Genomic DNA, 23,839 nt, shown 5'->3' with positions numbered 1-23,839 from the left:
CGGGTCAGGCCGCGGAGGCGACCACGTCGCCGGCTGGTCGCCCGGCGCCGATCGGGGTGGTCACGACGAGGCCGACGGCGGCCTCCTCGATCGACACCGCATCGGCGACGTCGCGCAGCACGTCGGAGAGCGGCAGGTCCATCGCCTGGCACAACGACGCCAGGAGCTCGGACGACGCTTCCTTCTGGCCGCGCTCGATCTCGGAGATGTAGCCCAGGCTCACCCGCGCCTCCGCCGACAGCTCCCGCAGGGTCATTCCGCGCTGCATCCGCGCGCTGCGCAGGACGTCACCGAGCAGTCGTCGGAAGAGGATCATGCGCGACTCCTTGGTCGAGGGGGGGTGAAGAGGTGGGGTCGTGTGTCCCAACGCTACCCGAGGGCTCATTCTTCCCGCCGGAGATCCGGCACCAGGTCGGCCAGCAGGGCCAGTGCGCCGTCACACGCCGCTGACCGGATCGCGGCACGATCGCCGCTCAACGACAGCCGGCGTCCCTCGGCCCCGCCACCCGGCAGCGCCACCGCCACCCACACCGTTCCTGCCGGCAGGCCGTCCTGCAGGTCAGGACCTGCGACCCCGGTCGTCGCCACTCCCCACGTCGCGCCGAGCCGGTCACGGGCTCCCTTCGCCATCTCGCAGGCGCACTCGCCCGACACCACGCCGTACGCCTCGACGACGCGTGCCGGCACGCCCAGCAGCTCGACCTTGAGCCGCGTCGCGTAGGACACGACCCCGCCGACGAAGACCCTGGACGCGCCCGGAACGTCGGTCAGCCGGGCCGCGAGCATCCCCCCGGTGAGTGACTCGGCCGTCGCGACGGTCTCGCCACGCGCCGCCAGGGACTCGAGGAGCCGCCCCTGTTCCCACATGTCGGCGACACTAGCGTCATGGCTCTCCCCATCGAGGACTACGCACTGATCGGCGACCGCGGCACGGCGGCGCTCGTCGGCAAGGACGGGTCGATCGACTGGTTGTGCCTGCCGCGCTTCGACTCCCCCGCGTGCTTCGCCGCACTGCTCGGCACCGAGGAGAACGGCCGCTGGCTCCTGGCCCCGGCCGACGAGGTGCTGGCGGTGTCGCGGCAGTACGTCGACGGCACCGCGTGCCTGGAGACCACCTTCACCGTCGCCGACGGTGAGGTCGTGCTGCTGGACGTGATGCCGGTCGGCGACGACCGCGCGGACGTCGTACGCCGCCTCACGTGCACGCGCGGCACGGTCCGGATCCGGCACGACTGGGTGGTGCGCACCGACTACGGGCTCGTGCGGCCGTGGGTGAGCCGGGAGCAGGCGCACGGCCACGAGGTCGTGGTCGCGGTGGCCGGTCCGGACAAGCTCGTGCTGCGCGGCCCGCGCCTCCCGCACGGCCACGACGGACACCACAGCGACGAGTTCGAGATGAGCGCCGGCGACGAGGTGACCTTCTCGACGACCTGGGTGCGCTCGTGGCGCGACATCCCGCGGCCGCTCGGCTTCGACGAGCGGATCGACGCCACGACCCGGCGCCAGCGGGAGTGGTCCGCCCGCTCGCCCGACGACGTGCCGCACGCCGACCTGGTGCGACGCAGCCTGCTCACCCTGCTGCTGATGACGCATGCCGAGACCGGCGGCATCGTCGCGGCGCCGACCACGTCGCTGCCGGAGGACTTCGGTGGCGAGCGCAACTGGGACTACCGCTTCTGCTGGTTGCGCGACGCGGCGCTGACCCTCGAGTCGCTGCTCGGCGCCGGCTACGCGCAGGAGGCACTCCACTGGCGCAACTGGCTGCTGCGTGCGGTGGCCGGAGACCCGGCCGACCTCCAGATCTTGTACACCGTCGACGGTGGCCGCCAGCTGCCCGAGATGGAGGTCCCGCACCTGCCCGGCTACGCCGACAGCAGGCCCGTGCGGATCGGCAACGGCGCGGTGTCCCAGCGCCAGAACGACGTGCTGGGCGAGGTGATGATCGCGCTCGAGCTGGCCCGCGATGCCGGCCTCGAGGAGACGCACAACTCCTGGTCGCTGCAGCGGGCGCTGGTCGACGAGCTCGCCGACCACTGGGACGAGCCGGACAACGGGTTGTGGGAGATCCGCGGGCCACAGCGCCACTTCACCCACTCCCGCGTGATGGTGTGGGTCGCGTTCGACCGCGCCGTGAAGGCCGTCGAGCGCCACGGGCTGGACGGCTCCGTCGACCGGTGGCGCGACCTCCGCGACCGGGTGCGCGAGGAGATCCTCGACAAGGGCTTCGACCACGAGAGAGGCACCTTCACCCAGCACTACGACACGACCGCCGTCGACGCCTCGTTGCTCACCATCCCGCTGGTCGGCTTCCTGCCCGGCGACGACCCGCGGGTCCTGGGCACGATCGACGCCGTGGTCGCCGACCTCGACGCCGGCGGCCTGCTGCTGCGCTACCGCACCGAGACAGGGGTCGACGGGATCTCGGGCGACGAGCACCCGTTCCTCGCCTGCTCGTTCTGGCTCGTGTCGGCGCTGGCTGCGGCCGGTCGCCGCGAGCAGGCCACCGAGCTGATGGACCGGCTGTGCGACCTGGCCAACGACGTCGGCCTGCTGTCGGAGGAGTACGACGCCACCCACGACCGGATGGCGGGGAACTTCCCCCAGGCGTTCAGCCACCTCGCCCTCGTGCAGGCGGCCCTCGCCCTGCGCTGAGCAGGACGAGGGCCGCGAGGCTCAGTGGTCGCAGGTCAGCGGCGACGCACCTTGACCTTGACGAACTCCGTGGTGCTCCGGACCTTGCGGCTGCCGGCGTACTTCACCACGATCCGCTTCGTGCCGCTCTTGGCGAACCGGTCGAGGCGGACGAAGGCCTTGCCCTTCTTGAGCTTGACGGTGTACTTCTTGCCACCCGCCTTCACGATGACCTTGCCGGTCGTCTGCGCGATGCCGAGGGTGGAGGCCTTGATCTTCACCCGGGTGCGCGTCTTGCCCGCGACGATGCGCCCGGGCTTGGTGCGGACCTTGACCGCCGCCTTGCCCTTGCGGACGTCGATCGGCAGCGAGAACGACGTGCCCGTGGTGGGTCCGGTGAAGGTGAGCAGCTGCTTGCCGGTCTTCACCTTGCCCTTGAGCTTCACCGACACGGCGCTGGTTCCGTAGTCGTCGAACGGCTGAGCGCCGATCGTGTTGTCCACCCGGGCGGGGGCGAGGGCCTTGTCGCCGACCTTGATGTTGAGGACGGTGTCCTTCGCGTCGGCGGCGGTGCTCATCGCGAGGGACGAGAGGCTCACCTCGACGTCCTGGCCGATGCGGTAGAAGCGCGGCTTGTCGGCCGGCCAGTGCACGCCGACCTGGCGCTGCTGCTTGGTGACGGGCAGCGGCGTGGTGGCTGCCTTGGCGGCCATGTAGTCGACCATCGCCTGCAGGTCGACCTTGCCGGTGTCGCGCTTGCCGGTGGCCGCGTTGAAGCCACGGAAGTTGTCACCACCGCCGGCGAGGAACGAGTTCACCGTGACGGAGTACGTCGTCGCGGGCTCGATGGCCTTGCCGTTGAGCCACATCCCGGTGATCCGGTCGCCCTCGGGACGGGTCGCGTCGAAGGTGGAGAAGAACCCGTCGGACACGCCGAGGCGGAGGAACGGACGGGTCGGGACGGCGCCCTTGTCGTCGCGCTGCCACTGCTGCTCGAGGACGGTCTTGATCTGCGTGCCCGTCATCTTCATGTTCACCAGGGTGTTGGCGAACGGCTGGACGACGGCGGCCTGCTTGTAGGTCAGGTCGGCGGGGAAGCCACCCGGGTTGCCGACCATGTCCTGACGGAGACCGCCGGGGTTCATGAAGGCGATCTGCGCGCCGCCGGCCTCCGGGGTGGAGGTGGCCCAGCGCTGCACCTCGGCGACCAGGTTGCCGATGGTGGACTCACCGCCGCGGTTCTCGGAGCCGTCGGCGAGCTTGGCACGGTTGAACGGACCGGCGACCTTGCCGAGCACACGGGCGCCGAGGACGTCGGCCTTCTTGACAGCGTCGTCGACGATCTTCTGGACCGCGTCCTTGGTGCTGACCGCGGTCGGGTCGGTCAGGGCGACGGTGTTCGCCTGCACGGTGTCGTTGGTCTTCACCGTCACCGCGTCCGTGACCGGGTCGACGCCGAGGACGAGCCGGTTCAGGTTCGTGCCGTACTGGCCGGCGGAGACCACCGGGCGCCCGTTGATCAGGTGGTTGTACTTCAGGTGGGTGTGGCCCGAGATGATCGCGCTGACGTCACCGTCGACGCCGTTCACGATGCGGCCGAAGGCGTTGGTGTTGCTCGAGGCCGAGGCCAGGGTCGTGTCCGGCGCCCCCTCGTGGACCAGGAGCACGACGACGTCGGCGCCACCGGCCTTGAGCGCGTCAGCGGCGGCGTTGGTCTCGTTGATGATGCTGGAGATCTTGAGGTCGGCGATGCCCGAGGGGCTCACCAGACTGGGCAGCTCCTCGGTGACGCCACCGATGAAGCCGATCTTGACGCCACCGACGGTGGTCGTCCACGTGCCGCCGTCGGACGCGTCGTTGGCGTCCGGCGTGCGAGCGGTGACGTCCGGGAGGGCGTAGGAGCTGTCGGACTTCTTGCGGACGTTGGCGGCGATGTACTGCCAGTTCGCGCCGCCCTCGGGGTTGCTGGTGGCGTCGTACGGCGCCATCACACGGTTGACCAGGTCGCCGTAGCCGGCGTCGAACTCGTGGTTGCCGGCCGAGGAGACGTCCAGCCCGGCCGCGTTGAGCGCGTCGAGGGTGGGCTTGTCGCGCTGGATGAACGACTCGAAGGTCGAGGCGCCGATCAGGTCACCGGCAGCGGTGAAGACCGTGGTGCTGGGGTAGTTGGACTCCAGCTGCTTGACGGCACCCGCGAGCTGGGCTGCGCCGGCCTCCTGGGCACCACTGCTGGTGTTGGGCAGGATCCGCCCGTGGAAGTCGTTGGTGGCGAGGATCTGGATGTCGACCTCGGCCGCGTGGGCCGGGGCTGTGGTGATGACGGCGAGCGGTGCTGCGAGCAGCCCCGTCAGTGAGATCGCGAGGGCGAGTCGGCGACCGGTCCGTGATGCTGGCACGTGTTGAGGCCTTTCGGGCAGGGTGGGTGAGACGCATCACCCTAACCCCGGGTCGCAGCACCCCCCGGTAGCAGATGCACCGGGAACGGGCGAACGGCCCCCGTCCTGCTCGCGCAGGGCGGGGGCCGTTGCCGGTGGTGTCAGGTCAGCGCCTGATCTTCAGCTTGACCACCATCTTGTCTCGCTTGACCGTGTCGTCACCGAGGTAGCGCACGACCAGCTTCTTGGTGCCCGGGCGCTTGAAGGCGGGCAGCTTCACGATCGCCTTGCCGTTCTTCACCTTGAAGCGGTACGCCTTGTCGGCGCCCTTGACCTTCACCTTGAGCCAGCCGGTGGCCGTCTCGTCACCGGCCTTGACCTTCACCTTGAAGCGCACCTTCTCGCCGACCTTGCCCGTGGCGTCGACCGCCTTGAGGGTCGGCTCGACCTTCTCCGGCGCCGGGGCGGGCGTCGGAGGCGTGGTCGGAGGCGTCGTCGGAGGCGTCGTCGGAGGCGTCGTCGGCTTGGCCGTCACCGTGACCACGACCGTGCCCCTCGAGGAGGCGTGGCGGTCGTCGCCGGTGTAGGTGATGGGCAGCGTGTGGACACCGACCGGGAGGGCACCAGCAGCGAGCTCGATGGAGCCCTTGCCGTCCACCAGGGTGGTCTCCAGCGTCATCTGGCCGAGGCCGAGGATGACGTCGCCGGTGGCGTCGCCCGGCGTGACCTGGACGGCGACGGCGCCGGCCGAGCCCTCCTCGATGGTCACGTCGGTGCCCTTCACCGTCGTGGCGATCAGCTCCGCCGCCGTGACGGTGACCGGGACGGTGATGCTGGTGCCGGTCGTTGTGCCCGTGATGACGATGTCGTACGAGCCGCTGGCAGCGACCGCGGGGACCGGGAAGGTCACCGTGGCGGTGCCGTACTCGTCGAACACCGCGGACCCGATGGTGTTGTCCACGGGGAACTCGCCCACCGCCTTGCCGTCGAACTCAACCTCCACGGTCGCGTCCTTGACGTCGGCCGACGTGGAGTACGCGAGGGAGCTCAGGTTCACCTTGACCTGCTCGCCGACCTCGAACTCGCTGCCGCTCGGCAGGCTCACACCCACCGAGTGCTGCGTGAAGTCGGGAGCCAGCGGAGCGTCGCCGTCGGCGGCGTTCGCGAACTCGTCCATGTAGTCGACCATCGCCTGCAGGTCCACCTTGCCGGTGTCGCGCTTCTGCGCGCCCTCGGCGAAGACCCGGAAGTTGTCACCGCCGGAGCCCAGGAACGAGTTCACCGTGACCGAGTACGACGTGCTCGCGCCGATCGGGGTGCCGTTGAGCCACATCTTCAGCACCCGGTCGCCCTCGGGGCGGGTCGGGTCGTAGGTGTAGGTGAAGCCCTTCGACGTGCCGAGCCGGAGGAACGGACGCGTCGGGACGTTGCCCGACCCGTCGCGCTGCCACTGCTGCTCGAGAGCCGTCTTGATCTGAGCTCCCGTCAGCTGCATGTTGACCAGCGTGTTGGCGAACGGCTGGACCACAGCGGCCTGCTTGTAGGTCAGCGTGGCCGGGTAGCCACCCGGGTTGCCCACCATGTCCTGGCGCAGACCACCCGGATTCATGAACGCGATCTGCGCGCTTCCGGACTCGGGGCTCTCGGTCGCCCAGCGCTGCACCTCAGCCACCAGGTTTCCGAGCGTGGACTCGCCACCTCGGTTCTCGGTGCCGTTCGCCAGCTTCGCGCGGTTGAACGGCCCGGCGACCTTGCCCAGCTCCACCGCGCCCAGGACGTCAGCCTTGCTCACCGCAGCGTCGACGATGGCCTTGACCTCGGCCTTCTTGTCGACGGCCGACTGTGCCGTCAGCGGAAGCGTCGCCGCCGCCACGACCTCGTTCGACTTCAGGGCGACAGTGCCCTTGTCGGGGTCGACGGTGAACACCAGCTTGTTCAGGTTGGTGCCGTACTGACCCGCCGAGACCACAGGTCGCCCGTCGATCACGTGGTTGTACGCGAGATGCGTGTGACCGGAGATGATCGCACTCACGTCGGAGTCGACACCGTTGACGATGCGGCCGAAGGCGTTGGCGTTGCTGGATGCCGAGGCGAGCGTCGTGTCGGGTGCGCCCTCGTGCACGAGCAGGATGACGACGTCCGCGCCGTCCGCCTTGAGCGCGTCCGCGGCCGCGTTGGTCTCCTCGATGATGCTGGACACCTTGACGTCGGCAATTCCGGCCGGGCTGACCAGCGCGCTCAGCTCCTCGGTGACTCCACCGATGAAACCGACCTTGACGCCGTCGATCGTGGTCGTCCAGGTGCCACCGTCCGAGTGGTCATGAGCATCGGGGGTGCGGGCCGTGACGTCCGGGAGCGCATAGGAGTCGTCAGACTTCTTGCGCACGTTGGCGGCGATGTACTGCCAGTTGGCGCCGCCCTCGGGGTTGTCGGTGGCGTCGTAGGGCGCCATGACTCGCTCGACGAGGTCGTCGTACCCGGCGTCGAACTCGTGGTTGCCCGCCGAGGAGACGTCGAGCCCGGCAGCGTTGAGAGCGTCGAGCGTCGGCTTGTCCCGCTGGATGAACGACTCGAACGTCGACGCCCCGATCAGGTCACCTGCGGCGGTGAAGATCGTGTTCGGGTTCTCGGACTCGAGCTGCGCCACGGCACCCGCGAACTGCGCGGCGCCTGCCTCGGCCCCGTTGGCCAGGAGACGGCCGTGGAAGTCGTTCGTGCCGAGGATCTGGATGTCGACCGGCTCCGCGGCTGCCGGACCGGTGTTGATGCCGACGACCTTGGGGCTGTGGTCGGACGACCGGTACGGGTTCGGGGCGTACAGGTTGGTGACGTTGGTGTTGTAGCGGGCGTACTCGTAGTAGACCGACTCGTAGCCGTTGATGTCCCAGACGTCGACCCCGTCGACGGTCGCGAGCGCCGCGTCGTTGGCGAGCACGTGGTCGAGCGAGCCGACCATGCCGTCGAAGTTGTAGGTCTCCTCGTCGGGGTTGCTGGTCGAGCTCAGGCTGGTGTAGCCGGCCGCGTCGAGGATCTGGATCGGGTCCTCCTCCGAGTAGGCGTTGAAGTCGCCTGCCAGGAAGAGCTTGTCGATGCTGCGCGCCGCCTTGAACTGGTCGGCGAAGGCCACCAGGCCCTGCGCCTGCAGCTTGCGACGGTCGTTGGCGTTGCCCTGGCCATCGGGGTCCGGCGTGCCGGAGCCCTTGGACTTGAAGTGGTTCACGATGACGCCGAACGCCCCGCTGTCCGCCTGACCGACCTTCTTGAAGGCCTGGGCGAGCGGCTCGCGGGCGTCCTCGAACGCCTCACCGGTCGACGACTGGTCGCTCAGCACGACCGACTCGCCCACCAGCGCGACCTTCGCCGGCTTGTAGATGAAGCCGTTGCGGATCACGTCCTGCTCGTCCACCGGCGGAAGCGTGGTCGCCGAGGGAACCGCCGCCCAGGTGCCGTCACCGGCGTCCGCGTTGAGCGCCTTCACGAGCTCGTTGATCGCGAAGTCGCGCGGCTTGTTGAACTTCACCGAGTTCTCGAGCTCCTCGAGGGAGACGACGTCGGCGTCGGCCGTGTTGATGGCGGCGACGATCTTGTCGCGCTGACGCGCGAGGTTGGCGTCGTTCGCCGCACCCCGGGGACCGTTGGGGTCGCAACGGTTGTTCGAGATGTTGTTGCCGTCGCGGTCGCGGAAGTAGGTGCAGGTGCCCAGGCCCGAGGACACGAACTCCTGGCCCGTGGTGGGGAAGAAGTTGAGCACGTTGAACGTCGCGAGCTTCAGGTCGCCACCGACGTTCTCCGGGGCGGCCGGACGGGTCTGGCTGAAGTTGATCGTGCCGGTGGGGTCACCGACGACCTGCGACTGCGGGAGGATGCGCCACGCGTTGAAGCCGAACGTGAAGACGACCGGCTTGGGGAACGTGATCTGCGAGCCCACCCGGACGCTGTGGTCCTTGGTGAACCACGGGAACGGCTTGTCGGCGTTCTGGCTGGTCGAGTACGTCCACGACGAACCGTCGTCGAGGATGATCCGGTGCGCGTCGTTGTAGCGCTTGCGCTCGGTGATCTGGGCCGTCGCCTGGGCGTCGATGATCTCGGTCGGGGCGACCAGCGGCTTGCTGCTGTTGGCCACCACCCCGAGCTCGCCACGGAAGGCCGTCGAGTTGGAACCGTCGTTGTAGTACGGCCCACCGTCGTAGACGTCGGTCGCGGTCCACGGAGCGGTCGGCTGGAACAGCTCGCCCTCCACGACCTCGCGCGCGTCATCGAGCGCGGCACCGGTGAGGCAGGTGGTGCCGGGCAGGGCGCAGTCCGTGCCGGGGATGTCGGTCTTGGGGGTCACGGTGCCCAGCGAGGGGACCGAGGTGACGCCCGAGTTGGTCGAGACGATCTGGGTGGCACCCGAGAACTCGGCCGCAGTACCCGTCACCTTGACCGAGTCGCCGACTGCCGGGTAGCTCGCGAAGCCGGAGGTGCCGCCGTAGACGAAGATCGCGTCCGAGGCGTTGGCCGTGTCGGCACCCGGGGTCTGGATGTAGAAGCCGTTGAGACCGCCGGTCGGGTACGACGCGGTGACGACGCCCTGCGTGGTGACGGTCTGGCCGTCGAGGGGGGTCGTGGCGCCCGTGCCCTGGATCTGGGCGATCGGCGTGACAGCGCCGGCCGCCGGGGTCACGGCGATGTCGAAGGTCGCGGAGCCCTTCGCGTCGTCGGCGTCGGTCGCGGTGACGGTCACCGACGTGGTGCCGGTCGCCGTCGGCTTGCCGGTCACCTCACCGGTGGTCGCGTTGATCGACAGGCCGGCCGGGAGGTTCGGTGCCGACCAGGTGTAGGGCTCCTTGCCGCCGGTCGCGCTGACGGTGAAGGGCGTGATGTCCTGGTCGACCACGAAGCTCTTCGCACCGACAGCGTCGACCTTCGGGCCGTTGGCGGTGCCGCTCGACGACTTGGTCGGCGTGGGTGCGGCGGTGGTGAAGTCCTTGCTGTTGTCGTCGGAGTCCTGGGTGCGGTTCAGCGACAATCCGGTCGTTGCAGCGCCCGTGGTCGGAGCAGTCTCGAAGCTGGTCGCGCCCGAGGCACCGACCATGTCCACGACACCGGTGGCGGCGGCCATGTTGCCGTTTGTGGCGATGGGCGTGGACTGGTTGAGCAGGAAGACCTGTCCGCCTCCGGCAGCCATGTTGAATGTGCCTGCGGTCTGGTCAGCGTCCAGTGCGGCGCCCGTGGCACCCGCTGCGGACATCTGGACCAGCCAGGTGCTGTTGGCCGGGACCGAGCCGGACAAGGCGAACGGCGTACCGCCCGACCCACCGGAGGCCGACCGGTAGTGCAGGTACTTGCCGGTGAGGCTGATCGACGCCGCGGTCGGGTTCTTCAGCTCGACGAAGTCGGCGTTGAAGAGAGCGTTGGCGTTGCCGCCAGCTCCGTAGACCTCGTTGATGACGAGGTCGGTGCCGCCCGGATTGGCGGATGCCACTGCTATCGGTGTCAGTCCGGCTGCCAGGACAGCCAGACCAGCTCCTGCCGCGATACGACGCGGCGAGGGGAGCGGTGCGCGCATGGGTGCTCCGAGTCTTCAGGTTGATGTGACCCGCAGATCTAAACCCATGGCGCCGACATTTGGGGCAGGACGGGACGAACGGATGTCGTCCAAGTGGTGACGAAATGTCACGCCGTCGCTTGTCGAGTCTCGACAGCCTTCACCCGTGGGTGTGGCCCCTCTGCCGGCGGACGTCGCGGAAGAACTCGTAGCCGGACCACATCGTCATCGCGACGGCGGCGGCGAGCATCACCTGGGCGAGGTAGAAGAGCGCTTCACCGAGGATGCCCGGCCAGAAGTCGAAGGCGCCGCCGTGCGCGTCGCCGTGCGGAAGCGGCCAGATCAGCATCCCCAGAGCAAGAGCCTGCAGGACCGTCTTGATCTTGCCGCTCTGCGCGGCGGCGACCACGACGTCCTTGAGGATCGACAGCCTCAGCAGCGTCACGCTCCACTCGCGCAGGAGCACGACGACCGTGACCCACCACCAGATGTCGCCGACGATCGAGAGGCCGATGAAGGCCATGCCGGTGATCGCCTTGTCGGCGATCGGGTCGGCGATCTTGCCGAAGTCGGTGATCAGGTTGTGCTTGCGTGCGAGGTCGCCGTCGATCTTGTCGGTGATCATCGCGACCGCGAAGATCGCGAAGGCGACCCAGCGCCACGTCGGGTCGTTGCCACCGTCGTGCAGCAGGGCCCAGCCGAAGAACGGCACCATCACGATGCGCAGCGTCGTCAGCACGTTCGCGATGTTGAAGTTCGACACCGCCTGCTGCTCGGTGCCCGCGGGGTCGCTGCTCATGCCGGGGCTCCGTCCGTGCGTGCGATCAGGTCCACGCCGTCAGTGCCCGTGACGGTCGCCGCCACCATGTCACCGACGGCGACGCGACCGGCACCGGTCAGCATCGTCGTACCGTCGACCTCCGGTCCCTGGTGGGCCGCGCGGCCCTCCACGACGTCGTCCTCCACGGACTCCACCAGGACCACCACCTGCTCGCCGATGCGCTCCTCGGCGCGCTGCGCGTTGAGCTCCTCGACGAGGGTGCTGACGTGCTCGGTCCGGGCGCGGATCTCGTCGTCGTCGAGCTTGACGTCGTCGGCGAAGCCGGCGGCCTCGGTGCCGTCCTCGTCGGAGTAGCCGAACACGCCGGTGACGTCCATCCGGGCCGCGACCAGGAAGTCGCACAGCGTCTGGAGGTCGTCCTCGGTCTCGCCGGGGAACCCGACGATCACGTTGGACCGTACGCCGGCCAGCGGGGCCAGCGAGCGGATCTGCTCGAGCAGGCCCAGGAAGCTGCCGGGGTCGCCGAACCGGCGCATCCGTCGCAGCACCGAGGCGCTGGCGTGCTGGAAGGACAGGTCGAAGTAGGGCACCACCCCGGGCGTCGAGGCGATCGCCTCGACCAGGCCCGGGCGGGTCTCGGCGGGCTGGAGGTAGGACACGCGCACCCGCTCGATGCCGTCGATGCCGCTCAGCTCGGGCAGCAGGGTCTCCAGCAGCCGGAGGTCACCGAGGTCCTTGCCGTAGGACGTGGAGTTCTCGCTGACGAGGAAGAGCTCCTTGACGCCCTGGGTGGCCAGCCACTGGCCCTCCTGCAGCACGTCGCTGGGACGGCGGCTGACGAACGAGCCGCGGAAGCTCGGGATGGCGCAGAACGAGCAACGCCGGTCGCAGCCGCTGGCCAGCTTGAGGGGGGCCATCGGGCCGGCGTCGAGGCGACGGCGTACGGCGCGCGGGCCCGTCGCGGGAGCACCCGCACCGATCTCGGTCAGGTCCGCGACCTCCGGCTGGTCCTGGTGCCCCGGCACCGAGATGCCCGAGGCGTCGCGCTCGACCGGCGAGATCGGCAGCAACCGCCGGCGGTCGGACGGGGTGTGCGGGTGGTGGGTCTCCCCCGCCACGATCGCCCGCAGGCGGGCCGCGATGTCCGGGTAGTCGTCGAAGCCGAGGACGGCGTCGGCCTCCGGAAGCGACTCGGCGAGGTCCTTGCCGTACCTCTCGGCCAGGCAGCCCACCGCGACGACGGCCTGCGCGCGTCCGCCGTTGCCGGCGGACGCCTTGAGGTCGGCGGCGTCGAGCAGCGTGTCGACCGAGTCCTTCTTCGCGGCCTCGACGAAGCCGCAGGTGTTGACCACGACGGTGTCGGCGTCCTCCGCGTCGTCGACGAGCACGAAGCCACCGGCCTCGAGCCGGCCGGCCAGCTCCTCGGAGTCGACCTCGTTGCGGGCGCACCCGAGGGTCACCACAGCGACGTTCAGCGGGGTCAGGGAAAGGTCGGTGTCAGTCGTCATCGCACTCGTGAGTATGACGGGTCGGGGCCTCCGGAGCCGCAACGCGGTCAGGATGAGGTGCCTCTCACACCCGGGCGACGACAGCGGGGAGGATCGTCCTGACATGTCGAGGACGATCCTCCCCGTTGACGAGAGGAGGTGGAGGGACTCAGTCCGCGACGAAGGTTCCCTGACCGGCGACGCCGGGCTCGCCGACCGGGCGGGCCTCGCCGCCGGCGAGGGAGACCGTGACGGCGCCGTCGGTCGAGTCCACCCGCACCGGAGGGGAGGCCTTGAGCTCGCGGGTCTGCCCCACCGAGAGGCTGCCCTTGAAGACCTGCTCCCCCGCCCCGTCACGCACGACGACCCTGGCGCCGCCCGAGGCAGCGGTCACGACGACCGACACGGGCTCCGCCACCGGCGCGTTGCCGGCGCCCTGCGGACCACCCGAGCCGTTGAGGACCGGGGTCGCGCCGCGCAGCTCGGGCGGGGTGTCCATGACCAGCCGGGCGATCGACCAGGCCAGCACGAGCGCCATCACGACGGCGACGAGCACCGACCAGTTCGGGCCGCCGCGTGTGCCGCGGATGGAGCCGTGGGCTCCGGTGGCCAGCTCGGCCTCGAAGACCCGTCGTGGGTTGATGGGAGCACGGGCATAGCGCTCGTCGTACGACGCCAGCAGCGGCGCGACGTCGATGCCGAGCACGCGGGCGAGCGTGCGCAGGTGTCCGCGGGCGTAGAAGTCGCCACCGCAGGGCTCGAAGTCGTCGACCTCGACGGCCTCGATGACGTGCGGGCGGATGCGGGTGCGGTCGGCCAGCTGGTCGACGGTCAGCCCGAGGCGGGTACGGGCCGCGGCGAGCTCCGGTCCGATGACCGGGTCCTCGGCGGGCTCGACCTCGAAGTCGTCGAGCACCAGCGGCTCCACCGGCTCCCCCGGACGAGCGATCGCCCGGACGCGGTCGCCCCAGGACTGGGTCTCCTCCACGAGGCTGACGCGGCCGGGCCGGCGCAGCTCGCGGCCCTCCGGCTCGTCCTCGTCGACGACGACGTCGCGCCGCACCTCCGAGCGGCGGGCGGCGCCGGTCTCGCGCAGCGCAGCCGGCGTGGGACTGGCGACCACGACCGGCTCCGGCTCGCGGACGACCGGGGCGTCATCGGGAGCCTCGGCAGCCTCGGAGGCCTCGGTGACCTCGGTGGTCTCGGTGGGCTCGGAGTCCACGGCGTCCTCGACGACCGGCTCGAGGACGACGATCTGGCTGGCGTCGCGGGCCACCCGGCCGAGGGCCTCGGTCAGGTCGCCGTCGGCGCCGGTGACGCGGGTGGAGAGCCCGAGCGGCACGGCGAACGGCGCACCGTGGAGCAGCCGGGAGATGCTGGTGTGGCGCTTGCCGGTGCCGGTGAGCTCGGCCTCGATCAGCTCGAGGTTGTGGGGCACGACGACCAGGCGGCCGTCACGCAGCAGGCCCTGTCGCGGCGTGTGCTCGACGTGGTGCACCGCGGTCCAGGGCAGGCCGCGCCAGGTGCGGCCGAGGCGGATCCGGATGCCCTGCGCGTCGGCGACGAGCAGCGGGGTGCGCGCGTCGACGAGGCCGACGAGCCAGTAGGCACCGAGCAGGCCCATCGCGACCACGAAGGCCCAGTCGAGCGCCGACCCGGTCTGGGTGGCGCGACCGAGGTAGGCGATGGCGACCGCGGAGGCGGTCAGCCCGACGCCCGCGGCGACGGCCGCGCTGCGGCGTACCTCCACCGCGTCGGGCGCGACGGCGAGCGACTCCTGCTCCCCGGACTCGGTCCAGGTGTCGTCCTCGTGCGCTGCTGCGTGCATTGACCTGGCGCCCATCAGGCTCCCCCCTCCAACGTGGCGATCACGGAATCGAGCTCGTCCGGCTTGACCAGGACGTCGCGGGCCTTCGAGCCCTCGCTGGGGCCGACGACCCCGCGGCTCTCGAGGATGTCCATCAGCCGGCCCGCCTTGGCGAAGCCGACGCGCAGCTTGCGCTGGAGCATCGAGGTCGAGCCGAACTGCGTGGAGACGATCAGCTCGATGGCCTGCACCACGAGCTCCATGTCGTCGCCGATGTCGTCGTCGAGCTCGCGCTTGGACTCCTTCGGCGCCGTCACGTCCTCGACGTAGGTCGGCTCGAGCTGGTCCTTGCAGTGCTTGACGACCTGGTGGATCTCCGCCTCGGTGACCCAGGAGCCCTGGACGCGCACCGGCTTGGAGGCGCCCATCGGCAGGAAGAGGCCGTCACCCTGGCCGACGAGCTTCTCGGCGCCGGGCTGGTCGAGGATGACGCGGCTGTCGCCCAGCGAGCTCGTCGCGAAGGCGAGCCGCGACGGCACGTTGGCCTTGATCAGGCCGGTGACCACGTCGACCGAGGGCCGCTGCGTGGCGAGCACCAGGTGGATGCCGGCCGCGCGGGCGAGCTGGGTGATGCGGACGACCGAGTCCTCGACGTCGCGCGGCGACACCATCATCAGGTCGGCCAGCTCGTCGACGATGACCAGGAGGTAGGGGTACGGCGTCAGCGTGCGCTCGCTGCCCGGGGGCACCTCGACCTTGCCGGCCCGCACCGCCTTGTTGAAGTCGTCGATGTGGCGGAAGCCGAAGTTGGCCAGGTCGTCGTAGCGCATGTCCATCTCACGCACGACCCACGCCAGCGCCTCGGCGGCCTTCTTGGGGTTGGTGATGATCGGGGTGATCAGGTGCGGCACGCCCTCGTAGGCGTTGAGCTCGACCCGCTTGGGGTCGACCATGATCATCCGCACCTCGTCGGGCGTGGCCCGCATGAGGATCGAGGTGATCAGCGAGTTGATGAAGCTCGACTTTCCGGAGCCGGTCGCACCGGCGACGAGGAGGTGGGGCATCTTCGCCATGTTGGCCACGACGAAGCCGCCCTCGACGTCCTTGCCGAGCCCGGCGACCATCGGGTGGTGGTCGGAGCGGGCCGTGCCGGACCGGAGCACGTCGCCGAGGGAGACGATCTCCTTGTCGGTGTTGGGGATCTCGATGCCGATCGCGGACTTGCCGGGGATCGGGCTGAGGATCCGGACGTCGGCGGACGCGACGGCGTAGGCGATGTTCTTCGACAGCGCGGTGACCTTCTCGACCTTCACCGCAGGGCCGAGCTCGACCTCGTAGCGGGTGACGGTCGGGCCGCGGGTGTAGCCGGTGACGGTAGCGTCGATGCCGAACTCGTCCATCACCTGCATCAGCCGCTCGACGACCGCGTCGCTGGCCTTCGAGCGCGCCTTGTGCGGGGAGCCCGGCTTGAGCGAGGAGTTGTCGGGCAGGGAGTACGCGATGTCGCCGGACAGCGCGAGCTGCTCCACGCGAGCCGGCAGCGGCGTGTGGGGCGGCGGCTCGACCGGCCCGGTGTCGTCCTTGCCCGCTGGGGCCCCGGCCACGGCCGGCGTGACCTCGGTGGGGGCGTCGGCCGACGCGTCGCCCGACCCGATCGGGTCGGCGAACAGGTCGATCCCGTAGTCCTCCTGGGGCTCGACCTCCTTCTTCCGGCGACGCTTCTTCAGCTCGCGGTCGGAGAGCACCGGGCTGTCGTAGGCGGGGTCGCCCATCTCCGGGTCGATGTCGTCGTCGAGCATCGAGCGCCGGCGCGTGCGCACCGGCTTGGTCGGCTCGTCGGCGGCAGGCTCGTCGACCGGGGTGCGACCGAGCGCCTTGTCGCGGAGCGCGGCGAGCTTGACCGGGACCTGGTAGACGGGGGTGGCGGTGATGATCAGGATCCCGAAGGCCGCCAGCAGCACCAGCAGCGGCACCACGACGTACGGCGTCTGCATGAGGTCGAGCAGCAGGCTCGAGGTCACGTAGCCGACGGCGCCGCCGGCCTCCTGGAGGTTGGTGGCGTCGCCCAGCACCGGCTGCGGGTTGCCGTTGGCGATGTGCACGATGCCGAGCAGCCCGAGCGTGAAGGCGGCCCAGCCGATGACCTGACGCCCTGCGGGCCCGTTGCGCTCGGGGTCGCGGAGGGTGCGCCAGCCGGCGTACACGAGGAAGAGCGGGACGAACCAGCCGACCTTGCCGACGGCGCCCGACGTCACCGACCGGGCGAAGTCCATGACGCCACCGGGCAGCTGCCACCACACGGCGGCGGCGACCACCATGGCGAGCCCGAAGAGGAACAGCCCGACGCCGTCGCGGCGGTGCTCGGGGTCGAGGTCGCGGGCGGACTGGCCGATCGACCGCGCCACCGCACCCACGGCGTGGGCGATGCCGAGCCAGATGGCCGCGACGCCGCGTCCGAGCAGGCCGAAGGCCAGCGACACCGGCCCCGGTCCGCTCCGCACGGCGCGAGGTGCCGGACGCGCGCTCGAGCCGCTCCGCCCCTTCGCCGACGAGCGAGGGGCGGGGCGCTTGCTGGTACTCCGTGATCGGGTGCTCGAACCCTTGGTGGTGCGCTTGGATCCAGACGTGCTCGAGCTCCGCGACCCCGGCGGGGAAGACGTACGGGTCGCCATGGTCCGACCCTACGGCCACGTCACACCCGTCACAGGGACCACAGGAGTGCGTGTCGTGGGAGCGCACCCCAAGGGGGGCAATCGCCCACCCTCTCTTCCCAATTGTCGGACGTCCTACCTAAGGTGACCCGGGTCACTCGGGCGTCCAAGCTTCCGGGTGCGTCTCGGAATCGGAGGAAACAGAGTGAAGCTCCTCAACAGAGGGCTTGCACTCGCGGTCGTGGGGGCTGGCCTTGCCGCGCTCCCGACGATCGGCGTGCAAGCAGCACCGGCCGCACAGGCCGACCCCAACGGCATCGCCGCCATGGCCGACCGGGCCACGGGCGACGTCGCCGTCACGCGGGAGGAGGCGACCAAGAAGGTCGGCTTCATCCGCGTCAAGGGCGACGGGGACCTGCTCCCGTCCGTCGACGGCAGCTCCCTCGGCGCGGCGAAGGACAAGGCCGACGCCTACCTCGACCAGTACGCCGCCAACTTCGGCGCGCGACCGGACGAGCTCGTCCGCACCGACGTCGCGGCGTCGGCGGCCGGCTGGACCGCGACCTACACACAGTCCTACAAGGGCGTCGACGTCTTCGGCTCCATGCTGCGCGTGCAGGTCGACCGCGAGGGCGACCTGACCTCGGTCAACGGGTACGCCGCCCCCGACCTGTCGCTCTCCGTCCAGCCCCGGATCAGCGCGGGCGACGCGGGCAAGCGCGCGGTCGGCCTGGTCCGCGAGGACCCGCCCGCCCACGACGGCGAGGCGGCCGACCTCACCGGCATCGCCCCGAAGACCAGCGAGCTCGTCGTCTACCGCATGGGTGCGACCCGCGGCGAGGCCGGCACGGCCGTGCTCGCCTACCAGGTCGAGGTCACCAACGACGACAACATCCGCGACGCCGTCTTCATCGACGCGCAGACCGGCAAGGCGCTCAACCGCTGGTCGATGGTGCACGACGCCCTCGACCGTGAGCTCTACGAGGCCACCGGCACCCGGACGGCCCCCGTCCTCACCCGCGTGTGGAAGGAGGGCGACGCGTTCCCCGGCACGCTGAACGCCGACCAGCAGAACCTCGTCAACTCCGCCGGCGAGTCCTACTGGCTCTACAAGAACACCTTCGGTCGCGACTCCTACGACGGCGCCGGCGCCACGATGCGCACGGTCAACAACGACCCGCGCATCAACTGCCCGAACGCCAACTGGAACGGCGTCACCACCAACTACTGCAACGGCGTCACGTCCGACGACGTCGTCTCGCACGAGTGGGGCCACGCCTACACCGAGTACACCTCCGGCCTGATCTACCAGTACCAGTCCGGCGCGCTCAACGAGTCCTACTCCGACGTGTGGGGCGAGACGCTCGACCTCATCAACGGCCGCGAGGACGAGGACGAGCAGTACACCACCAAGCGCGCCGTCGGCGACTGCGACAAGACCGCTCCCCCGGGTCTCGACATGCAGATCACCGCTCCGGCCAACCTCGCCGGCCCGTGCGTCGCCGTGGCGGCGACCGGCGCCAAGCCGTTCACCACCACCGCCACGACCGCGCAGGTCCTGGTGGCCGTCGACGCCGCCAACACCGCGGGGCCGACCACGACCGACGGCTGCTCGGCGTTCACCAACGCCGCCGCGGTCTCCGGCAAGTGGGCCTACGTCGACCGCGGCACCTGCGGCTTCGCCGACAAGGTCGCCAACGCCAAGGCCGCCGGTGCCACCGGCATCGTGATCGGCAACAACAACGTCGACCCGCCAGCCGGCTTCACCGGCGACGCGGCCCTCTACGGCGTGATGGTCTCGCAGGCCGACGGTGCGAAGTTCAAGAGCACCACGAGCCCGGTCAGCGTCTCGGTCACCGCCGAGGACGTCTCTTCCCGTCCCGACACCACCCGCTGGCTGATGGGTGAGAAGTCCACCGCCTTCGGTGGCGCCATCCGCGACATGTGGAACCCCACCTGCTACGGCGACCCCGGCAAGGTGACCGACGCTGAGTACAAGTGCGACCCGACCGGCGCCGACGCCGGCGGCGTGCACAGCAACTCGGGCGTGCCCAACCACGCCTACGCGCTGGTCGTCGACGGTGGCACCTCCAACGGCCAGACCGTCACCGGCCTCGGCCTGGACAAGGCCGCCGCCATCTGGTGGCGCGCCCAGACGGCCTACCTGACGCCGCAGTCCAACTTCATCGACGCCGCCAACGCGTTCGAGCAGTCCTGCGTCGACCTGGTCGGTCAGCCCATCAACAAGCTCACGACGGAGCCGGGCGCCACGCCTGTGGCGGCGACCCCGATCGCGGCCGGCGACTGCGCCTCGGTCCAGGCCGCCACGGCTGCGACCGAGATGCGCACCGAGCCGGTGAAGTGCAACTTCAAGGCGCTCCTCGCCAAGGACGCCCCGGCCACCTGTGGCGAGGGCTTCAGCGAGGACGTCCTGTGGAGCGAGGACTTCGAGGACGGCCTGGCCGGCTGGACCGCCAGCAACGAGGTCGTGTTCGCGGGCGGCATCCACGAGCCCTGGCGGTCCGTGGCGTCGGCTCCGGCCGGCACCGGCGCGGCCCACCCGAGCAAGGTGGCGTTCGGCCCGGCCCCCGACGAGGGCCAGTGCTCCAACGGCGCGGGCGACTTCTCCAGCCGCGACTCGATCACCGGTCCGGTCGTCCAGCTGCCCGGCAGCCTCCGGTCGGCCAAGCTCACCTTCGAGCACTACGTCGCGACGGAGATCGGCTACGACGGCGGCAACGTGAAGATGAGCATCAACGGTGGCGCCTTCACCGCGATCCCGGCGGCGGCCTACCTCTACAACAAGCCGACCACGCTCACCGGTCCGGCCACCAACACCAGCCCGCTCGCCGGCCAGCCCGGCTTCACGGGCACCGACGGTGGGCAGACCAAGGGCAGCTGGGGCGAGTCGCAGGTCGACATCGCCGCGGCGGGCGCCAAGCCGGGCGACACCGTGCAGCTGCGCTTCGACATCGGTCGTGACGGCTGCGGCGGCAACGAGGGCTGGTACGTCGACAACGTGCAGATCGTCGACTGCAAGCTGGTCACCAGGACGACGGCCACGCACCGGCCCGAGCCGTCCACGTTCGGCACCGCCTCGACCGCCGAGGTCGCGGTGGAGCGCGCCGGTTCCGTCGGTGGCGCCCCTGAGGGCACCGTGACGGTGACCGACGCATCGGGCAAGCAGCTGGGCTCGGCCACCCTCACCGGTGGCAAGGCCTCGGTCCCGCTGCCGGCCGACCTGCCGGTGGGTGCCAACAAGCTGACCGCCACCTACACCGGCAGCGACTCGCTGGCCACCTCCACGGCGGCGTTCACCGCCACGGTGGTCGGCAAGGGCGTCGCCGCATCGACGACGCAGGCCAAGGTCAAGCCTGCGAAGCCCCGCTTCAAGCAGGACTTCAAGGTCGTCGTGAAGGTCGCGGCCGAGGGCACGACGCCCACTGGCCGGGTCGTGGTCCGCATCGACGGCAGGAAGGTCGGGGCCGAGCGCCTCGACGACGGCCGGGTGGTCATCAAGGTGACCAAGAACCTCAAGGTGGGCAAGCACCGGCTCGTCGCCCGCTACCGCGGCTCGGACTCGGTCGAGGGAAGCACGGACAAGCTGGCGTTCAAGGTCGTACGTCGCTGACCTGAGCACCAGCTGACAGCACCACCAGCAACGAGCGAGGGCCCCGGCGGAGCGATCCGCCGGGGCCCTTCGCCGTGCGGAGCACTCAGACCAGGCCGGCGAGCCAGGGCCGCACCACCAGGAGCGTGGGCAGCGCCAGGATGGCCGCCGCGAGCACGGTGACCGCCATCGACTGCCACGGGTGCGGGCGGGTGTCACGCAGCACCTCGACCCGGGACGCGAGAGACCCGGCCGATCCCAGCGACCCGGCCGGCGTCGGCGCCCCGGCGAGGGTGGCGAGGGCCGACACCAGCGCCCGCCGCTCGCCCTTGCGGCAGGCCGCGCGGTCGGCGAGCACCTCGACGAGCACCTCGACCTCGCGACGGGCGGAGGCGCTGGCGACCCAGCGGGGAAAGGCCAGGTGGAGCACGGTGAAGGCCTCCAGCACCAGGTCGTGGCGCGCTCGCAGGTGCGACCGCTCGTGCTCCAGGACCGCGCCGAGCTCAGCCGGCCCGAGCCGCGTCAGCGTCGACCGGGACACGACGATCCGCGACCCGCTCATGCCGGGGACGCAGTAGGCCACCGGCACGTCGTGGTCGAGGACCGAGACTCCCCCGTCGACCCGGGCCACCAGGTCGACCCGCTCGCGGTGCAGGCGTCGCATCCGCCGCAGCGAGGTGCCGGTGCGGTGCCCGCTCAGCAGCAGCCGGGCGAGCACGACCACGGTCACCGCACCGGCCAGGGCGGCCACGACGACGTCGCCGGGCCCTGCCGGGTCGTCCCAGAGGTGGGTGGTCACCAGCGACAGCCCGGCTCCGAGAGCGGCGAGGACAGAGGCCAGCGCGGTGCTCTGCCACAGCAGCATGGCGGCGGCCGGCGTACGGCGGAGGCGGGTCCACCGCGACAGCACCCAGGGGAGCGGACCGGCCAGCAGCACCGCGAGCACGCCGAGCACGGCGGGAGTCGGCATGGCGGCGCCCTGTCAGGACAGGTCGTCGAGGGCGCGCCGCAGGGCTGCGAGGTCCTCGGCGCTGGCCTCCCCCACGAACGACACCAGCGCCTGCTCGCGGTCGGCACGGGTGCCCTCGAGCGCCTCGTGCATGAGCTCGGCGGTCATCGCCGCCCGGGTGCGCCGCGGCGCGTAGCGGAACGCGCGTCCGTCGCGCTCGCGGACGACGACGTCCTTGCGCGCGAGACGGTCGAGCACCGTCATCACGGTCGTGTAGGCCAGGTCGCGACCGTCACGTCCCTGGAGCCGGTCGTGCACGGCGCGCCCGCTGGCGCCGGGGCGCTCGGGGTCGGTGCCGTCGAGGTCCCACAGCGCCTCGAGGACGGCCTGCTCGAGCTCTCCCATCCGGGACCTTGGACTCATGGGACGGGAGTCTAGAGGCCCTGACCGAGGAATTACGACACCGCGTAGTATCTACTACACTGCGTAGTAACTCCTTCGCCGAAAGGGTCCCATGGACGTCCTCGACATCGCCCGGTGGCAGTTCGGGATCATCACCGTCTACCACTTCCTGTTCGTGCCGCTGACGATCGGGCTCACCGCGGTCATCGCCGGGCTGGAGACCGCCTGGGTGCGCACCGGCAAGGAGGACTACCTCCGGCTGACGAAGTTCTTCGCCAAGCTCTTCCTCATCAACTTCGCCATCGGCGTCGTGACCGGGATCGTGCAGGAGTTCCAGTTCGGGATGAACTGGTCGGACTACTCCCGCTTCGTCGGCGACGTCTTCGGCGCCCCGCTGGCCGTCGAGGGACTCCTCGCCTTCTTCCTGGAGTCGACCTTCCTCGGCCTCTGGATCTTCGGCTGGGACAAGCTCCCCCGCGGGCTGCACGCCGCCTGCATGTGGCTGGTCCACCTCGGCACGCTCGCGTCGTCGTGGTTCATCCTGGCGGCCAACTCCTGGATGCAGCACCCGGTCGGCTACCGCTTCAACCCCGAGTCGGGTCGCGCCGAGCTGACCGACTTCTGGGCGGTGATGTTCAACAAGGTGCAGGTGGTGACCTTCCCGCACGTGATCTTCGCGGCGTACATGACCGCGGGCACCTTCCTCCTCGGGGTCTCGGCCTACCTCTACATGAAGAGGAAGCACCAGGCCGACCGCCCGATGTACCACCGCGCCATCCGCATCGGCGCCGTCATCACCCTGCTCGCCGGCATCGGCGTCGCTGTCACCGGCGACCTGCAGGGCAAGGTGATGACCGAGGTGCAGCCGATGAAGATGGCGGCGGCCGAGGGCCTCTACGAGACCAGCGAGAGCTGCGCGCCGTTCTCCGTCTTCACCGTCGGCACACCCGACGGGAAGGAGGAGAAGTTCGCCGTCACCATCCCCTGCCTGCTGTCGTTCCTCGGCACCGGCTCCATCGACGGCACCGTCGAGGGCATCAACCCCCTGCAGGAGGAGTACGCCCACACCTACGGCTCCGACCCGACGTCGAAGGCCTACGCCGAGGGCGGCGACTACACCCCGGTGATCCCGGTGACCTACTGGTCGTTCCGCTTCATGATGGGCCTCGGCATGTTCGCCGCAGCCGGTGCGGCCCTCATCCTGTGGCTGACGCGCAAGGGGCGCACGCCCGGCGTCCGGTGGCTCGGCGTCCTCGGGCTGAGCCTGCCGATCGCGACCACCCTGGCGTCGTCGTGGGGCTGGATCTTCACCGAGATGGGCAGGCAGCCGTGGGTCGTCTTCGGGCTGATGACCACCGAGTCCGGGGTCTCACCGGGCGTCTCGGTCTTCGAGGCCGCCACGTCCCTCCTCGTGCTGACCTCGCTCTACGCCGTGCTCGCGGTCATCGAGGTCAAGCTCCTCGTCACCTACGTCAACAAGGGCGCCGAGCCCTACGTGGAGCCACCGCGCGTCAAGATCGGCGGCTCCGACGACGAGGACGCCCCGCTCACCTTCGCCTACTGACCCGCCACACCGACTGACCACGACATCGACCCGAGAGAGACCAGAGAGACAC

At 70.4% G+C, this 23,839-nt stretch carries 13 protein-coding genes; 3 read left to right on the top strand and 10 right to left on the bottom strand.

Annotated elements, in window-relative coordinates:
- Nucleotides 1-4: 4 nt before the first annotated feature.
- Both AC3A3L_RS14905 and AC3A3L_RS14900 read right to left on the bottom strand, forming a co-directional pair.
- On the bottom strand, nucleotides 5-316 hold the full coding sequence (locus AC3A3L_RS14905) for a helix-turn-helix domain-containing protein (RefSeq protein ID WP_487640825.1): 312 nt from the start codon (nucleotides 314-316) through the stop codon (nucleotides 5-7).
- Between the two features lie 65 nt (nucleotides 317-381).
- On the bottom strand, nucleotides 382-867 hold the full coding sequence (locus AC3A3L_RS14900) for a CinA family protein (protein WP_487640824.1): 486 nt from the start codon (nucleotides 865-867) through the stop codon (nucleotides 382-384).
- An 18-nt stretch (nucleotides 868-885) separates the two neighbouring features.
- Here AC3A3L_RS14900 and AC3A3L_RS14895 point away from each other — a divergent pair, with 18 nt between their 5' ends.
- The gene (locus AC3A3L_RS14895) at nucleotides 886-2,652 is read left to right on the top strand and encodes a glycoside hydrolase family 15 protein (protein WP_487640823.1); all 1,767 of its coding nucleotides are present in this window, start codon (nucleotides 886-888) and stop codon (nucleotides 2,650-2,652) included.
- Nucleotides 2,653-2,687: 35 nt separating this feature from the next.
- Here the strand turns inward: AC3A3L_RS14895 and AC3A3L_RS14890 are convergent, their stop codons facing one another.
- The 6 genes from AC3A3L_RS14890 to AC3A3L_RS14865 form a co-directional block, all read right to left on the bottom strand.
- Nucleotides 2,688-5,027: a bifunctional metallophosphatase/5'-nucleotidase gene (locus AC3A3L_RS14890; RefSeq protein ID WP_487640822.1), complete on the bottom strand. Its 2,340-nt coding sequence runs from the start codon at nucleotides 5,025-5,027 to the stop codon at nucleotides 2,688-2,690.
- Nucleotides 5,028-5,172: 145 nt separating this feature from the next.
- Nucleotides 5,173-10,473, bottom strand: a complete 5,301-nt coding sequence (locus AC3A3L_RS14885) for an ExeM/NucH family extracellular endonuclease (protein WP_487640821.1) — start codon at nucleotides 10,471-10,473, stop codon at nucleotides 5,173-5,175.
- Nucleotides 10,474-10,696: 223 nt separating this feature from the next.
- Complete coding sequence (gene pgsA, locus AC3A3L_RS14880; protein WP_487640820.1) at nucleotides 10,697-11,335, bottom strand: CDP-diacylglycerol--glycerol-3-phosphate 3-phosphatidyltransferase; 639 nt, start codon at nucleotides 11,333-11,335, stop codon at nucleotides 10,697-10,699.
- A complete protein-coding gene (gene rimO, locus AC3A3L_RS14875; RefSeq protein ID WP_487641196.1) occupies nucleotides 11,332-12,792 on the bottom strand; it encodes a 30S ribosomal protein S12 methylthiotransferase RimO in 1,461 nt (486 codons plus the stop codon). Before rimO ends, pgsA begins: the two co-directional genes overlap by 4 nt.
- A gap of 181 nt (nucleotides 12,793-12,973) precedes the next feature.
- Nucleotides 12,974-14,647 carry a helix-turn-helix domain-containing protein gene (locus tag AC3A3L_RS14870; protein WP_487640819.1) on the bottom strand — a complete coding sequence of 558 codons (1,674 nt, stop codon included), beginning with the start codon at nucleotides 14,645-14,647 and terminating at the stop codon, nucleotides 12,974-12,976.
- Entirely contained in the window at nucleotides 14,647-17,283 is a 2,637-nt protein-coding gene (locus AC3A3L_RS14865) for an FtsK/SpoIIIE family DNA translocase (RefSeq protein ID WP_487640818.1), read from the bottom strand. The genes AC3A3L_RS14870 and AC3A3L_RS14865 overlap by 1 nt, the downstream gene beginning before the upstream one ends.
- Nucleotides 17,284-17,503: 220 nt before the next feature.
- On the opposite strand from AC3A3L_RS14865, the gene AC3A3L_RS14860 reads away from it, so the two are divergent.
- Entirely contained in the window at nucleotides 17,504-20,893 is a 3,390-nt protein-coding gene (locus tag AC3A3L_RS14860) for a M4 family metallopeptidase (RefSeq protein WP_487640817.1), read from the top strand.
- Nucleotides 20,894-20,978: 85 nt separating this feature from the next.
- Here the strand turns inward: AC3A3L_RS14860 and AC3A3L_RS14855 are convergent, their stop codons facing one another.
- Both AC3A3L_RS14855 and AC3A3L_RS14850 read right to left on the bottom strand, forming a co-directional pair.
- The gene (locus AC3A3L_RS14855) at nucleotides 20,979-21,842 is read right to left on the bottom strand and encodes a M56 family metallopeptidase (RefSeq protein ID WP_487640816.1); all 864 of its coding nucleotides are present in this window, start codon (nucleotides 21,840-21,842) and stop codon (nucleotides 20,979-20,981) included.
- A gap of 12 nt (nucleotides 21,843-21,854) precedes the next feature.
- Nucleotides 21,855-22,244 (bottom strand): BlaI/MecI/CopY family transcriptional regulator, encoded by a 390-nt coding sequence (locus tag AC3A3L_RS14850; protein WP_487640815.1) that lies wholly within the window; start codon nucleotides 22,242-22,244, stop codon nucleotides 21,855-21,857.
- Nucleotides 22,245-22,335: 91 nt separating this feature from the next.
- Here AC3A3L_RS14850 and AC3A3L_RS14845 point away from each other — a divergent pair, with 91 nt between their 5' ends.
- Nucleotides 22,336-23,787, top strand: coding sequence for a cytochrome ubiquinol oxidase subunit I (locus AC3A3L_RS14845; RefSeq protein WP_487640814.1), 1,452 nt, complete (start codon nucleotides 22,336-22,338; stop codon nucleotides 23,785-23,787).
- Nucleotides 23,788-23,839 lie beyond the last annotated feature (52 nt).

The sequence above is a fragment of the Nocardioides sp. Soil_C_8 genome, from assembly GCF_057656315.1.
The sequence above is the reverse complement of the archived record's forward strand: the minus strand, read 5'-3'. Positions and strand labels throughout refer to the sequence as shown.

What these genes read in the sequence shown, in the direction of transcription:
- AC3A3L_RS14905 (WP_487640825.1), bottom strand. Translation starts at nt 316, where the DNA reads ATGATCCTCTTCCGACGACTGCTCGGTGACGTCCTGCGCAGCGCGCGG.
- AC3A3L_RS14900 (WP_487640824.1), bottom strand. Translation starts at nt 867, where the DNA reads ATGTGGGAACAGGGGCGGCTCCTCGAGTCCCTGGCGGCGCGTGGCGAG.
- AC3A3L_RS14895 (WP_487640823.1), top strand. Translation starts at nt 886, where the DNA reads ATGGCTCTCCCCATCGAGGACTACGCACTGATCGGCGACCGCGGCACG.
- pgsA (WP_487640820.1), bottom strand. Translation starts at nt 11,335, where the DNA reads ATGAGCAGCGACCCCGCGGGCACCGAGCAGCAGGCGGTGTCGAACTTC.
- AC3A3L_RS14870 (WP_487640819.1), bottom strand. Translation starts at nt 14,647, where the DNA reads ATGGGCGCCAGGTCAATGCACGCAGCAGCGCACGAGGACGACACCTGG.
- AC3A3L_RS14865 (WP_487640818.1), bottom strand. Translation starts at nt 17,283, where the DNA reads ATGGCGACCCGTACGTCTTCCCCGCCGGGGTCGCGGAGCTCGAGCACG.
- AC3A3L_RS14855 (WP_487640816.1), bottom strand. Translation starts at nt 21,842, where the DNA reads ATGCCGACTCCCGCCGTGCTCGGCGTGCTCGCGGTGCTGCTGGCCGGT.
- AC3A3L_RS14850 (WP_487640815.1), bottom strand. Translation starts at nt 22,244, where the DNA reads ATGAGTCCAAGGTCCCGGATGGGAGAGCTCGAGCAGGCCGTCCTCGAG.
- AC3A3L_RS14845 (WP_487640814.1), top strand. Translation starts at nt 22,336, where the DNA reads ATGGACGTCCTCGACATCGCCCGGTGGCAGTTCGGGATCATCACCGTC.